This window comes from Erythrobacter sp. K21-9, assembly GCF_055808355.1.
Window position 1 is genome coordinate 296,697 of the sequence record NZ_CM147866.1, and the last position, 13,784, is coordinate 310,480.

The window sequence follows — 13,784 nt, forward strand, 5'->3', positions numbered from 1 at the left end:
ACCGCGAAGCGACTTAAAGAAACAGGAAATCACGAATGTCCGGATTGATTGCAGTTCAACAGATCATCAGCCTGATCACGAGCGCCTTCATCATGCTGATCATCATCCAGTTCGTTATCGGACTGCTGTTTGCGTTCAATGTGGTCAACACCTCGAACCAGTTCCTGATGCAGGTGTACGAATCCATCAATCGCCTGCTCGATCCGGTGCTGCGGCCTATCCGCAACCTGATGCCGAATACGGGCGCCATCGACTTTTCGCCGCTGGTGCTCATCATTCTCTTGCAGATCCTCCAGATCGTGATCGGATCGGTTGTGAGCTCGGCAGCCTACTGATGCCAGCCACGCGGATTGACGGGAAGGCGTTCGCCGCCCGCCTGCGCGAGCGCGTGGGCGAATATGCCGCGCGCTTTGCCGAAGCCGCCGGACGCAAGGCAGGGCTCGCCGTTGTTCTGGTCGGCGATGATGCCGCCAGCCAGGTCTATGTCGGCGCGAAGAACAAGGCGACGCTGGCTGCGAACATGGCAAGCTTTGAACACCGCCTGCCTGCCGATACGTCTGCGGCTGCGCTGCTTGCGCTGGTCGAGCGGCTCAACAACGATGACAGCGCCGATGGCATCCTTGTGCAATTGCCGCTGCCGGATCACCTCGACGAACAGAGCATCATCGCTGCAATCAGCCCGGACAAGGATGTCGACGGCTTTCACGTCATCAATGCGGGCCGATTGAGCGTGGGGCAGAGCGGGTTCGTGCCGTGCACACCGCTCGGCTGCATGATGCTGCTGACCGATCGGCTGGGCGATCTGTCGGGCCTCGAGGCGGTCGTGATCGGGCGCTCCAACATCGTCGGCAAGCCGATGGCGCAGCTCCTGCTCGATGCCAATGCGACGGTTACCATCGCCCACAGTCGGACCAGGGATCTGGCAGGTGTGGTGCGCCGCGCGGACATCGTCGTCGCCGCAGTCGACCGCCCTGAAATGATCCGCAAGGACTGGCTGAAGGACGGCGCCACCGTGATCGATGTCGGTATCAACCGCCTCCCGCCCGAACCCGGCAAGGAGAAGGGCAAGCTGGTTGGCGACGTCGCCTATGACGAGGCCAGCGAAGTGGCCTCTGCGATCACGCCCGTGCCTGGCGGAGTGGGTCCGATGACCATCGCCGTGCTGCTCCGCAACACCCTCGTTGCGGCGCACCGCAATGCCGGGCTGGATACGCCGAACGATTTGTGATCGCAATGAGCACCGGCGCCCTCTAGTCAGCTTGAGTAAATCGCGCGCACCGCAATTGCGGATCTGTGCATCTCTGGAGGCTCGATGAAAAAATTCCCGCTCGCCCTGATGACCGGCACGCTCGCGCTTTCGCTCACAGCCTGCTCGGGCGGTCAGCGTCCCGGACCGCCGACCAAGGTCATCGACCGCGCGCTGAAGAGTGCACCCGGTGCAGCCCAGCCCAGCACCATCGTGAAAACCGAACTCGCCTTTGCCAGAGCTGCGCGGGAGGACGGGCAATGGACCGCCTTTCGCCAGTTTGTCGCACCCGGAGCACTGCTTCATGGCCGCAATGGACCGATTGACGCGAATGCCTGGCTTGCCCCGCTAAGCGATCCCGACGCCGCTGTGCAATGGGCTCCCAAGACCGTGGTGATGAGCTGCGATGGAGCCCTCGCGGTGAGCCTGGGACGATACCGCGATCCCGCGGGGATTGTCGGCAATTTCGTGACCGTGTGGGAGCGGCAGGACAATAATGAATATCGCTGGCTGTACGATGTTGGCGGACCCGATATTCCGCAACCTCCTCCGCGCAAGGAGTTCGAGGATGGGGACATCGTTGTCACCGCCATCGACGCGGTTGACGGGCTGGTCGCAACTTGCCCGCGCGGCGGCGAGGTTGTTCCTCCACCGCCATCGCTGGCAATTGGAGAGGACGTCCCGGGCGACACGCGGCTGTCCCGCGACGGCACCTTGCGCTGGCGCTGGCAGCATAAATCCGATGGTACGAAATATATCGCAGCGGACTATTTCTATCTCGGCGAATGGGTGACCGCTATCGAAGAAGGGCTTGCATCTGCTGGCGAAGGGTGATGAGGGGCTGGGAAACCTGATCGCTGCAATTTTTCTCGGGTGAGCCCGGCCCCATGGTCCTGACCGAACTTTTCATCTCTGCCTTCATCACGCTGTTCGTGGTGATCGACCCGCCCGGCTGCGCGCCGATCTATGCGGGCCTGACAAAGTCTGCGCCGCCAGCATTGGCGCGCAACATGGCGCTTCGTGCGACGGCAATTGCAGCGGTGATCCTGACGATCTTTGCATTTTTCGGTGAAGACCTGCTCAAGGCGCTGCATATCGAACTCGACAGCTTCCGGATTGCAGGCGGGCTGATGCTGTTCTTCATCGCGTTCGAAATGGTGTTCGAAAAGCGTACCCAGCGGCGGACCGAACGGGCAGAAAAGGTCACTGCGTCAGAGGTCGAGGACGTGTCGGTCTTTCCGATGGCAATGCCGATGCTGGCCGGACCGGGCGCGATTGCTGCGATCATGCTGCTGATGAACGAGGCGGAAGGCACCCAGCAGACGATCGAGGTTTTCGCCGCGCTCGCCGCCGTGCTGATTCTTACCGCTGCGGCGCTGGTGGCCGCAGGGCCGCTGATCCGCCTGCTCGGCGACAAGGTCGAGGCTGTCATCACCCGGCTGCTCGGCGTGCTGCTATCGGCGCTGGCCGCGCAATACGTGATCGACGGCCTGCGCGGCAGCTTCGGGGTCTGACATTCCGGGCTTGGGCTCGCCTAAACCAGCGCGCTTGCGATACCGAAGGCCGAACCGAGGGCGACGCCCAGCGTCCCGAACGCGCCCATCGCTCTCATGCCCGCAAAGGCTTTGCGCGCGCCGGTAAGGTCTTCGCCGTGAGAGCCTGCCAGCGATGAGAACCCGAGCGCATGCAGCAAGCGGGCGGCGGCGAACACTGCGCAGAGCGCCAGCACGAAAGTGGTCTGACCGACCAGCATCTCAAACAATGCGATCACAACGAGGAACAGTCCCGAATTTTCAGCGAGGTTGCCGTGGCGTCGCACCTTGCGTTCAAGATCGCGGTCGTCTCCGATCCCGATGAATTGCCCCTTCGAGCGGTGCAAGCCAACGCTCAGCATCAGTGCGACCTGTAGGACTATGAGAAATGCGCCGAGAGCGGCGGTGTAAACCGGCAAGTTCATGAGCCTTGTTGCTCCTTATCAAGTATCGATTTGTCAGGAAATCCGATCAACGCGAGCGATGCGTGCCCCGCGTCGAGAATGCGTCCGGCGTCGGAAGCGACGCGGGCCGATGCAAAGGCACCGTGCAGGAGCTGCGTCAATGTCCGGCCCTGCAGGCTCGCATCGACCGGGACGCGTGTGCGCGCAGCGGCGTCCTCGGCGATCTTGCAAAGGTAGCCTTCAACCTGATCGAAAATGCGCTGCGCTTCCTCTCGGATCTCAGGCATGTCCTGACCAAGCTCCAGTGCAAGCCCCACGATTGGGCAGCCGTGCAGGTCTCCGGTCTCACGCTCCATCCCCAGATGCGCGCCGTAAACCATCCGGTAAATGGCAGCGAGGCGGTCTTCGGGTTTGCTGCAGGCGTCGAAATTCGCCTCGAACACCTCAGCAATCGTCATCTCGCCATTATACCGGATCACTGCCAGAGCGAGGTCGCGCTTGTCGGCAAAATAGCGGTACACTGTCGCCTTGTTCACCTTGGCAGTCTCGGCAACCAGGTCGACGGAGACGCCGTGGAAACTGCGGTGCCAGAACAGGCCTGACGCCGAGGCGACTATATGTGCGCGGGTGCGTTCGCCTTTGGTGGGGAATGCCGCAATGTTCATATGCAACTGAATAGTTACTTATGGGCTTTCGGCAAAGCGCTCTCATGCGACAGGTTGTCGCGCTTGTTCCTGCGCTCGTTATTGCAGCGTCATGATCTCTTCGCCGCCATCGCTGCGGCCAAAGAACTGCATGAGCTGCACCAGCAGTTCGCAGCGCGCGGACAGGTTCTCCGCCTCCAGCAGCGCCTGTTTCGACGCAGGATCGAATGGCGCGATCTGCGACACGCCATTGATGAGCGACTGGTCATCGAGCCGTTCTACCGAGTCCCAATCCACCGAATACCCTTGGCGATCGGCAAACTTTCGCGCCTCGCTTTCGAAGCCGCCGCGCTGGGCGTAGCTGAGCGTCTCGTTCTCATCATCCTCGATAAGCTCGCCTTCGACCTGCCGGAACGCGGTCGCGACATCGAGTTCGCGGATCAGCTTGAAACGGCTCTGCCCTTCGAGGATGAGGTTGTAGCGCCCGTCATCCATCGCCTCGATCTCGCCGATGCGGCCAACGCATCCAACCGTGTAGAGCGGCGCGCCTTCGACGGGGCGCTGCGGCTGGATCATCGCGATTTGCCGGTTGCGCACCAGCGAATCACCGATCAGCGCCTGATAGCGCGGCTCGAAGATGTGGAGCGGCAATTGCAGTCCCGGAAACAGGACCGCGCCGGGCAGAGGGAATATCGAGAGACGGGTTTTCATAGCGGGAATATCTGGCCTGCTTATCCGAACAGGATCTTCGACAGGCGGCGGCGGGCGGCGACCACCCAGTCATCTTCAAGTCCAACCGCTTCGAATATCTGGAGCAACTTGGCGCGCGCAGCGCCGTCGTTCCATTCGCGGTCCTCCTCGATCATCGCGAGCAGCGTGTCTGCAGCGGCATCGCGCTCGCCTGCGGCAAAGGCTGCTTCGGCATAGGCGAGCCTGGCGTCCATTTCGGCGCCGTCTGCCTCTGCTGCCGCTTTGAGGCTGGCAAGCTCGCTATCGTCAACCTGCGTCCCGGCAAGCTCCAGCGCGCTTTTCGCTGCGGCAATAGCCGGGACCTCGGCCAGCTTCGGGTCGGCTTCGATCGCGGTCATGACCTGACGCGCTTCATCGACCTGGCCCAATTGGACGAGCGCGCGAACGAGGCCGGCATGCGCCGGACCGTTGTCTGCGGCAAACTCGGTCACCTGCGCGAATATTCCGGCAGCGCGCTGGGCGTCGCCTTCGGACAGGGCATCTTCGCCCAGTTTCACAAATTGCTCAATTTCTTCGGCGGACGGCCCTTGCGGGTTGCTGGCATCGCCTTCGCCGGCCTGGATCGGCAACTGCGAGAGCAGTTGGTCGAGCGCCTGTTTGAGCTGCGATTCGCTGCGAGCGCTGGTAAGGTCGGCAACCGGCTGTCCCTGGAACATCGCATAGACCGTCGGGATCGACTTCACTTGGAACTGCCCGGCGATGAATTGTTCTTCATCGACATTCAGCTTGGCCAGGATCACGCCCTTGTCCGAATATTCGGCGGCTACTTTTTCAAGCATCGGGGCGAGCGCCTTGCACGGTCCGCACCATTCAGCCCAGAAATCGAGGATCACGAGCTTGGTCTGCGACGGGTCGACCACCTCCTTGCGGAACCGCTCGACTGCCTTCTGCTCTTCGATATTCAGACCCATGCTGGCCAAGTGTACGCTCCTGTTGCGAGTAATTGAAATCGTGTGCGCTCAATGTGGTGCGTCTTGGCGCGATGTGAAGCGCGCTTTTCCGCCTCGGGATTTGCTGGCGGGTTGCAGGCGGGCGATCAAGGCAAATTTGCGCGAACTTTGGGCTTGCAGGGTGCGCGCGGCGCTGTTAATTGCCCGCCTCCCCAGCAGATGGAGTGGCGTATGCCCGAATCTGCTTGGCGCCAGTGAGCGGGCGTAGCTCAGGGGTAGAGCACAACCTTGCCAAGGTTGGGGTCGGGCGTTCGAATCGCCTCGCCCGCTCCATTTTCTTCCAGCCAATCGGTCTGTCACGAGGATCTCGCGCATTTGCGCGTTCCCTTGGCGGTCGCCAGTCGTCTTTTGCCGTGCGCAGTTTGTCGAGGCGAACGTTGCACCGCCGCAAAGGGGCTTGCGATTGGAAAACAACCTGCTAGGGGCATGATACGTTATCACATTATTACGGCAGGTATCTCCCCTTCATGAAACCCCTCACGTCGCGCCTTGCACTCGCCACCGCCATCGCTTTTTGCGCCTCGCCCGCCTTGTCGCAGGACACCGGTGCCGGACAGGATAGCCAGGTAGGTTCGGGCCCCGAAGCCGATGAGCGGATCGAAGACGACCTTCACAACCGTCAGACCGACTACCAGGGCAACATCATCGTCAGCGCGTCCGGGCTCGAGCAGCTCGACATCCTTGCCGGGACCAGTGTGTTCGAAGCGGACGATATCCAGCGCAACCTTGCCGGGCAAATCGGCGAAGTCCTCGCCAAGCTGCCGGGTGTGTCGGCAACCAGTTTTGCCCCCGGATCCTCACGGCCCGTGCTGCGCGGATTTCAAGGCGAGCGCGCGCGCGTCCTCGTCGACGGGATCGGCACTGCGGACGTGTCGAACACCTCTGTCGATCATGCGACCTCGATCGATCCGCTGACCGCCGAGCGCATCGAAGTGCTGCGCGGACCTGCGGTGCTGCTCTACGGGAGCCAGGCGATTGGCGGCGCGGTCAACGTGATCGACAAGCGCATCCCGACCCGCGCGCCGGAGGAAGCTGTCCACCTCGATGCGCTCGCGGCGGTCGATACGGCGAGCGACCTTCGCACCGCCGGCGCATCGGTCGACGTTCCGGTCAGTCCGAATTTCGTCATCCATGTCGACGGGAGCTGGCGCGAGAGCGACGATCTCGACATTCCGGGGTTCCAGTTGTCGCCTCAACTGCGCGCAGAATTGCTCGAGGAAGCTGCTGAAGAAGAGGCCGAGGGCGAGCTTGAGGAAGCTGCAGAAATCCGCGAGGCTGCGGGGCAGCGCGGCTTCATTCCCAACAGCGCCAGCGAAACGTGGACAGTGAATGGCGGGTTCGGCGTCATCCTTGGTGAAAGCACTTTCGGCGCGTCGATCGGATATTACGACACGAATTACGGCGCGCCGGGCCGTCCCGGTGTCGAACATGCGCACGAAGATGGTGATGATGATGCCGGTGATGCCGGTGATGACGGGGACGAGGAGGAAGGCGAGGAGATCGTCACGATCGATCTCGAGCAATTCCGCGCCGATTTCAAAGGCGATATCGCACTGGGTGGAGGCTTCTTCTCACAGCTGAAGCTGCGCGCTGGCTATTCGGACTACACCCACACCGAGTTCGAAGGCGACGAAGTCGGCACCGTTTTCGAAAGCAACAGCATCGAAGCCCGCGCCGAGCTCGTCCAGAACGAAAGCGGCCCCTCGCGCGGCTCAATCGGTATTCAGTATCGCCACCGCGATTTCTTCGCCGAGGGCGCGGAAGCATACGTCCCGCCAAACCTCACCGACCAGTTCGCGGTCTTCGGCCTCCAGGAGTTTGGCACCGGTCCGTTCCAGATCGAGCTTGCCGACCGCTTCGAGACCACCGACGTCGAGGACACGGCAAACCGAATTGCCCGCGACTACGATACATTCTCGGGCGCGGTCGGTTTGATCTGGGAGGGCGATGACGCCCTGCGCGCCGGTGTAAACCTGTCCCGCGCCGAGCGCGCACCGAGCGCCGAGGAGCTGTTCTCCAACGGCCCGCATATCGCGACGCAAGCCTTCGAGATCGGCGATGCGGGTCTCGAGGTCGAGAGCGCCTGGGGGGCCGAGGCATTCGTGCGCGGCACTGTCGGCACAGCCAAGTTCAACCTCGCGGTATTCCAGCAATGGTTCGATGATTACATCTACCTCACCGAAACCGGCGGAGAGGAGGACGGCCTGCCGATCTTCGTCTATCTCCAGCAGGAAGCCGACTATTTCGGGGTCGAAGGCGACATCACTTTCCCCGTATTCGACAATGGCGATTTCGGCCTCGTCGCCGATCTTCGCGGCTCCTTCGTCCAGGCCGAGCTGGCCGACAACACCGCTGTCCCGCGCATCCCGCCGCTCACACTGCTCGGTGCGCTCGAGGCGCAGACGGCGGCGTTCGACATTCGCGGCGAGGTCCAGTGGTTCGCCGAACAGGACGAGGTTGCCGCATTCGAGACCGCGACCGACGACTTCGCGTTCGTCAACTTCCTCGTTTCGTGGCGTCCGCTGCCGAGCCGGGAAGGCCTCACCGTGCAGCTTTCGACCGACAATGTCTTCGATGTAACCGACCGGCGCCATGCCAGCTTCACCAAGGATTTCGTGCCCTTGCCCGGACGCAATATCCGCGCCAGCGCGCGGCTGAGTTTCTGATTTCAAAGAGCCGCGAAGGGGCGGGGCCGGCGCGAACCGGCCCCGCCCAATCGATCCTAATTCTCCGCTGCGAAGGTCAGCTCGGCGTGTTCCTCGAGCCGCTTCACAAGGCCTTCGCCCAGGAATGACCCCGGCGTCCCGATCCCGCCCGGCGCATCGCTGTGCAACAGCGCGATGGCCGTTTCGGCGATCATCCGGCTGGTCGAGCCGTATCCCGGATCGTACTTGCCCTTGACGCTGTAATGCAGCGCCTTTCCGTCGGGCATTTCGCATACGAACAGCACATCGTAAAACCCGTTCTCGCGCTCTTCCGCGGTCGGACCTTCGCCGGGCTTGGGAGGTTTTGCACCGAAGGGGTTTTTCATCATTTCGGTCGCGGCTTCGGCCATCTTCTTGCCCGCTTCGCCGGGGCTGGTGAGGACCATCTCATCATATTTGAAATCCTCGCCGTAAGGGTGTCCGAGCAGGAAGTTCGTGCGGTGCACGTTCTTCGTGTTGATCGGCGCCATCACAAAGGGTGCTGCCCACTTGTCGAGGTCTTTCTCATGTTTCGGCACCATGCCCGATGGCTGATCAGGACCCTCGAAGCCGGGCGTCAGCGCAAACGGATCGCGCAGCACGTTGATCAGTTTCGGGTTCTTGGCTGCCGCCTTCATCGTCGCGCCAAGGCTGGCTGCGGTGCCGCCCGAGAACGTCCCCTGCATCGCGCGCACGCTGCCGCGAATGCGCGGGGCGGGTTTGCCAAAGCGCTTTTTCGCTTCCTTCTGCGCCATCAGCACGCCGAGGTCGAAGGGGATCGAATCGAAGCCGCTTGAAAAACAGATGCGCGCGCCGCTTTCCTTGGCGATGTCTTCGAGTTCCGCGATCTTTTCCGCCATCCATGCAGGCTCACCGGAGAGGTCGCAGTAATCGGTCCCGGTGCGCGCGCAGGCGGCGACCAGCTCGTCGCCGTAAAGCTGGTAGGGGCCGACCGTGGTGATGACGACCTTGGTCCGGTTGCACATCGCCTCGACCGCTTCGCGGCTGTCTGCGTCGGCGACCACCAGCGGCGTATCGCCGGGCGCGCCGATCAGGGTGCGGACATCTTCCAGCTTGGCCTTGTTGCGCCCGGCCATCGCCCATTTCGGCGCATCGGCCTTGCCGCCATATTCGCGCACGAAATGCTCCGCGACGAGGCGTCCGGTGTAACCGGTTGCGCCGTAGATGATGATATCGAATTCACTGTCAGCCATGAGAAATTCTCCTTTGCCCACCCGCAATGGGGATGGGCGTCCGCAGAGTCAAAGCCTCGCGCGGGCCGCTTGGTTTCCTGTTGGGAACGCATGACACTTTGCGGCAGGTGTCATGCGTATCCAACAGGTCTTTATCGTTTAAAGTCAGCAGGTTGTCCGTGTATGATACGCATGACAATTGTCCAACATCAAACGCGCCCGCTTTGAACGTGGAAACACAGCAGGACGGCAGGATGGCGAGGGCGGGCATGGCGCCGCCAGCATGGCAGAGGCCCGCCTTGTAGGAAAATGTCAGAAAATTCCGCGCCCTATAGCCGCGGCAGCGTCACGCCGCGCTGGCCCATATATTTGCCCGCACGGTCCTTGTAACTCGTCTCGCAGCGCTCGTTCCCCTTCATGAAAAGGAACTGGCACGCGCCTTCATTGGCGTAGATTTTCGCGGGCAGCGGCGTGGTGTTGGAGAATTCGAGCGTCACATGCCCCTCCCAGCCCGGCTCCAGCGGAGTGACGTTTACGATGATCCCGCAGCGCGCATAGGTGCTCTTGCCAAGACAGATGACCAGCACGTCTTCGGGCACGCGGAAATATTCAACCGTCCGGGCGAGCGCAAAGGAATTGGGCGGGATGATGCAGACATCGGTCTCGCGGTCGACAAGGCTTTCCGCATCGAATTTCTTCGGGTCCACGGTGGCCGAATTGACGTTCGTGAAAATCTTGAACTCAGGCGCAACCCGCGCGTCATAGCCATAGGAGGAGAGCCCGTAGGAGATCACCCCCTCACGCCGCTGCGCCTCGACGAACGGCTCGATCATGCCATGCGACTGCGCCTGCTCACGGATCCACTTGTCGGAAAGAATCGCCATGGGTCAGTGATTCCCGATTGTGCGGTGGGCGGCAAGGAGCGGGCGAGTTTTAGGTGTGGGAGGTTTGGGGGCAATTGCGCGAATGATGAGCAGAAGCGGACTGACTGTTTACAACCCAATTGCGGACACCCCCGCTCTCGTGGAGCTCGCCATTCACGAGCATTTCATTGGCACCGACGGACGTTTTGAGAGCTCGAATGCATCAAATCAAAATCGGTAAGTGCAAACTTCCTCGAGAAAAAATCTTTTTATCGAGACTATAGGTTTTCTGAAGGCCGCGCTTTTAACGAAATGCTTCATAAAGTCGATGATTTATTCGAGCGAATCAAAAAGTCATTTTTGAAACAGTACGCTCGATTTTGTTAGTTTTTTATTTATCCCGCCCATAAAAAAATGAGAATCTCTGTGAAATACCAATCGCCACAATTGTATGACTTTCACTTCGATATGGAAGCCCGCGAATCCGCCTATATGGAAAGGTGTGCGCAACAGTCAGCTGCAGATTTTCTGCGGGTGATTCAGACGGCGTATCAAGACGCAGGACTGAGCGTATCAGTCGGATCGCAGAAAAAGCTTCAACTATTGGATCTTGCGTCAAAAGGGGATTTGGAGGCGCTGGTATATCACGCGATAGTTGGGGTTGCGAAATAAAGGCAGAGCGAGAAATCCTAATCATTATTGGATTGAAAGATGGAGATAAGTATAGCAATCGCGCTTGTGGTGATACCTTTGGCCGGCGCTATTTTGTGTTGGACTCGATTATTCTCTCTCAAGTTTAACGACGAGCGAGGTCGCGCCAATCTTGAGCTTTGGTTCACTTCAGCCTCCGCACTTACCACATACTCGCTTGTCTCGCTCATCCTGATATTTACCGTTCTGCCGCACGATTAATCGCGGGGCTTTGCGATGCGGCTTCTACTGTTGAATGGTGGTTGCAGAGTCAGGGAAATGCACTGACTAATGTCCGCCTCCACCTCATTAGCGGCATTACAGCGGCCACAGAAGCGATCCCGAGAGCAGACTGGCGTTTACGGCATACCGGCCGAAAGCGACTCGTTCCGCTTCCGACCCGATTGCGGACATTGGGTCAATAGTAAGATTTTGTCAGTATCCTGACTGGATGGACCCAATCGCTGCCTTGGCTGAGAAGTTATCGAGACGCACCGAGTTTGTGTGGTCGAAAGGCGATCAGTGGCTCAAAGTCGAAGCACCCTGTTCTGAAGGCTTTGCAGTTGAGCTTCATCATGAAGGCGATGAATGGGTTGTCTATTTGGGTGAGGGTGGTTGGCACCAACACTTCGATGCCCCAGAAGAAGCAATGGAGTTCATTGCATGGTGCTACTCAGGCAATGCGCGGGTTCGAGAGGTCTGGCGAGGCAGCATAGTTTCAAAGGCCATCCTTGAATCAAGCGGCGGGCAAGGTTGGCGCGCTGTGTCCGAGACCGGTCTTATTTTCAGTCCTTTCTGGAGAAAGCGGCGCGAGGTTGTGCTTGAGAACCCTAACCTTCTTGCCGACTGAGCTTCCGCTTTCCACCCATTAGCGGCCTTACAGCGGCCACAGAAGCGATCCCGAGAGCAGACAGGCGTTTACGGCATACCAGCCGAAAGCGGTCGGTCTGATAACGACCCGATTGCGGACATCGGAGGGTCAGGATTGCGGGATGAAATTCGCAGCTTCCGCGCGGAAGGCCAAGCGTCCACGTCTCGAAAGGAATGAAGGTCTAGCAAGGTAGAGAAGCCAATGATTGCCGTCCAATTTGAGTTCGCTGACAAAGCGACCCGCGACCTTCTCAACGTTGCCTTCTAAGATTTCCGCTCTTTCGAATGACAGCCAACCTCCAGTAGTGGCGACCTCATCATTCGTCCGCGAAACGTTTGGCCACTCATCGTCAATTTGAATAGTCAACGTCTGTCCGTCTAGCGTGGCCGACAGGGCCTTAGCATCGTGTAAGGCTGCTCGATCCGCTAGCCAGCCGTCGGAAACGGATGTTTTAATGGTCATTCCACATCCTATGGCAGATGATACCTAACGTCTGCTTTCCACGATGAGCTGACATTCGCGACCAACCGGGAAGCTGCCGAAAACGGACCGGCTGCTATCACGCTCCCTGCCCCGGAAGCGGACTTTCCGCTTTCGACCCGAATGCGGACATTCACTCGTCAATTGTTCCGCTGTAAATACTAAAGTCGAGTATGAGCCCCCGCTCTCCAACCGCGGTTAGGGTGCTAGGTTGTAGGCTGATGCCCTCGTTAATATCCCGCAAGAACAATCCGCAGAAAATGTCAGCTTTGCAGCGTTGACTAAGATCGATCCAAACCGACATGTCATTACTCAGTTTTGCGAATAGATCATCAACGTGAGCATCTACATCACCGGGGTTTTGATCGGCACTATCGAGGATCCACATGCCACTCTTTGCAATCTTCTCCGTCCCGTTCTCGGAATGCCAAATACCGCCTTTCTTTGCCCCCTTTGTCGGAGCTGAACCAAGTCTATTTGTGAGTTCATTCGGATCAAGCATGTCTCCGAAGAAACGAAGCGATGCGGCGGTCTCGTTGAGTTTGCTCATGCCGATGGCCTATCTCGCTCCAATAGCCGTTTCAACGTGGTCTAATCGAAGTGGTTGCGATGTGCGCTTTCCACCCACTAATGGCCTTACAGCGGTCTAGGACGCAATCCTGACGGCGGACCGGCAGCTTTCGTTGGATGCCAGCCGATAGCGGATGGTCTGCTTTCAACCCGCTTGCGGACATTGCGATTGAGGCGCGTTCAAAGTAGGCTGGCCCAATGGCAGATACTCTTGATCTCGACCCAGAATGGGGTGCTATCGACGTAATCGAAGAGCTTGAGGCGGTCTTTACATTCAAGATGACGGATGAAGAAGCAGAGGGCTGCTGCACGGTTGGTGACGTCTATGACGTCGTGTGCTCCCACACCTCCGATTGGGAAGCCCAAGGCGGAAATTGTGCTTCAGCGATGACGTTCTACAGGTTGAGAAAGGCGCTCGCGCCTGAAGACAAACGTTCTGTTCGACCAAGCACAAACCTCGACACGTTGGGCCTAACACCAAGTGCTTTTTTCGATCTGCTTGCCGAACGTAGTAATCTTCGACTGCCCTCACATTCTCTCGACAAACTTGGCGTTTTCGGAAGCTGCTTGCTCTTTGCTGGTGGCGTCATTTCAATCGTGACCCTGTTCAATTCCTACTGGTCCGCCGCATCGATGTTCGCAATCGTCGCATGTGCTGGCCTGCTGCTAATCTGGCGCGATCCGGGCCGTTGGCCGAATGGTATCAAGACATTTGGGGATTTGACGAGAAGGACTGCACCGCTGAATGTGCAAACACTCAAGGAGGCAGGTGGCAAGCCCTCGGATAGGTGGTCAATCTTGACTGCAATCGCTTCGGAGTATGGGCAGCTCGAACCTGATGCGATTTCACCGGAGACTTTTCTTCACAAGAGAAGCATGGACGAGGCGCTGGCCGCTTAACGTCCGC

General features: G+C 59.4%; 16 protein-coding genes and 1 tRNA gene. 9 read left to right on the forward strand and 8 right to left on the reverse strand.

The genetic code is table 11. From position 1 onward, the window contains the following. The first annotated feature begins 35 nt into the window (after positions 1–35). The 4 genes from AC0L39_RS01585 to AC0L39_RS01600 all read left to right on the forward strand — a co-directional run bounded on the left by AC0L39_RS01585 (position 36) and on the right by AC0L39_RS01600 (position 2,760). Complete coding sequence (locus AC0L39_RS01585; RefSeq protein ID WP_473260207.1) at positions 36–335, forward strand: YggT family protein; 300 nt, start codon at positions 36–38, stop codon at positions 333–335. Next, complete coding sequence (folD, locus tag AC0L39_RS01590) at positions 335–1,228, forward strand: bifunctional methylenetetrahydrofolate dehydrogenase/methenyltetrahydrofolate cyclohydrolase FolD (protein ID WP_473260208.1); 894 nt, start codon at positions 335–337, stop codon at positions 1,226–1,228. Before AC0L39_RS01585 ends, folD begins: the two co-directional genes overlap by 1 nt. A gap of 84 nt (positions 1,229–1,312) precedes the next feature. Next, entirely contained in the window at positions 1,313–2,080 is a 768-nt protein-coding gene (locus AC0L39_RS01595; protein WP_473260209.1) for a hypothetical protein, read from the forward strand. A 59-nt stretch (positions 2,081–2,139) separates the two neighbouring features. Further along, a complete protein-coding gene (locus tag AC0L39_RS01600; RefSeq protein WP_473262458.1) occupies positions 2,140–2,760 on the forward strand; it encodes a MarC family protein in 621 nt (206 codons plus the stop codon). A gap of 20 nt (positions 2,761–2,780) precedes the next feature. On the opposite strand, the gene AC0L39_RS01605 is transcribed toward AC0L39_RS01600, so the two are convergent. From AC0L39_RS01605 to AC0L39_RS01620, 4 genes are all read right to left on the reverse strand, one after another. Next, positions 2,781–3,203: an MAPEG family protein gene (locus AC0L39_RS01605; protein WP_473260211.1), complete on the reverse strand. Its 423-nt coding sequence runs from the start codon at positions 3,201–3,203 to the stop codon at positions 2,781–2,783. Beyond that, the gene (locus AC0L39_RS01610; RefSeq protein WP_473260212.1) at positions 3,200–3,847 is read right to left on the reverse strand and encodes a TetR/AcrR family transcriptional regulator; all 648 of its coding nucleotides are present in this window, start codon (positions 3,845–3,847) and stop codon (positions 3,200–3,202) included. Before AC0L39_RS01610 ends, AC0L39_RS01605 begins: the two co-directional genes overlap by 4 nt. Positions 3,848–3,925: 78 nt before the next feature. Next, entirely contained in the window at positions 3,926–4,537 is a 612-nt protein-coding gene (locus tag AC0L39_RS01615) for an LON peptidase substrate-binding domain-containing protein (protein WP_473260214.1), read from the reverse strand. Positions 4,538–4,557: 20 nt separating this feature from the next. Next, positions 4,558–5,487: a tetratricopeptide repeat protein gene (locus AC0L39_RS01620; protein WP_473262460.1), complete on the reverse strand. Its 930-nt coding sequence runs from the start codon at positions 5,485–5,487 to the stop codon at positions 4,558–4,560. Between the two features lie 237 nt (positions 5,488–5,724). Here AC0L39_RS01620 and AC0L39_RS01625 point away from each other — a divergent pair. Together AC0L39_RS01625 and AC0L39_RS01630 are read left to right on the forward strand one after the other, a co-directional pair. Beyond that, a tRNA-Gly gene (locus AC0L39_RS01625) sits at positions 5,725–5,799 on the forward strand. Positions 5,800–5,993: 194 nt separating this feature from the next. Then, positions 5,994–8,192, forward strand: a complete 2,199-nt coding sequence (locus tag AC0L39_RS01630; RefSeq protein ID WP_473260215.1) for a TonB-dependent receptor — start codon at positions 5,994–5,996, stop codon at positions 8,190–8,192. A gap of 56 nt (positions 8,193–8,248) precedes the next feature. On the opposite strand, the gene AC0L39_RS01635 is transcribed toward AC0L39_RS01630, so the two are convergent. Next, complete coding sequence (locus AC0L39_RS01635; protein ID WP_473260217.1) at positions 8,249–9,424, reverse strand: saccharopine dehydrogenase family protein; 1,176 nt, start codon at positions 9,422–9,424, stop codon at positions 8,249–8,251. 308 nt (positions 9,425–9,732) lie between these two features. Then, positions 9,733–10,287, reverse strand: coding sequence for a dCTP deaminase (dcd, locus tag AC0L39_RS01640; RefSeq protein WP_473260219.1), 555 nt, complete (start codon positions 10,285–10,287; stop codon positions 9,733–9,735). A 405-nt stretch (positions 10,288–10,692) separates the two neighbouring features. On the opposite strand from dcd, the gene AC0L39_RS01645 reads away from it, so the two are divergent. Both AC0L39_RS01645 and AC0L39_RS01650 read left to right on the forward strand, forming a co-directional pair. Further along, a complete protein-coding gene (locus AC0L39_RS01645) occupies positions 10,693–10,938 on the forward strand; it encodes a hypothetical protein (protein WP_473260221.1) in 246 nt (81 codons plus the stop codon). A gap of 469 nt (positions 10,939–11,407) precedes the next feature. Continuing rightward, positions 11,408–11,806: a hypothetical protein gene (locus AC0L39_RS01650; protein ID WP_473260223.1), complete on the forward strand. Its 399-nt coding sequence runs from the start codon at positions 11,408–11,410 to the stop codon at positions 11,804–11,806. 129 nt (positions 11,807–11,935) lie between these two features. Here AC0L39_RS01650 and AC0L39_RS01655 read toward each other — a convergent pair whose 3' ends face one another. Together AC0L39_RS01655 and AC0L39_RS01660 are read right to left on the reverse strand one after the other, a co-directional pair. Further along, positions 11,936–12,289, reverse strand: coding sequence for a hypothetical protein (locus AC0L39_RS01655; RefSeq protein WP_473260225.1), 354 nt, complete (start codon positions 12,287–12,289; stop codon positions 11,936–11,938). A gap of 151 nt (positions 12,290–12,440) precedes the next feature. After that, a complete protein-coding gene (locus AC0L39_RS01660) occupies positions 12,441–12,857 on the reverse strand; it encodes a DUF4279 domain-containing protein (protein ID WP_473260226.1) in 417 nt (138 codons plus the stop codon). A 218-nt stretch (positions 12,858–13,075) separates the two neighbouring features. Between AC0L39_RS01660 and AC0L39_RS01665 the strand changes: the two genes are divergently transcribed. Further along, positions 13,076–13,777: an acyl carrier protein gene (locus AC0L39_RS01665; RefSeq protein WP_473260228.1), complete on the forward strand. Its 702-nt coding sequence runs from the start codon at positions 13,076–13,078 to the stop codon at positions 13,775–13,777. Positions 13,778–13,784 lie beyond the last annotated feature (7 nt).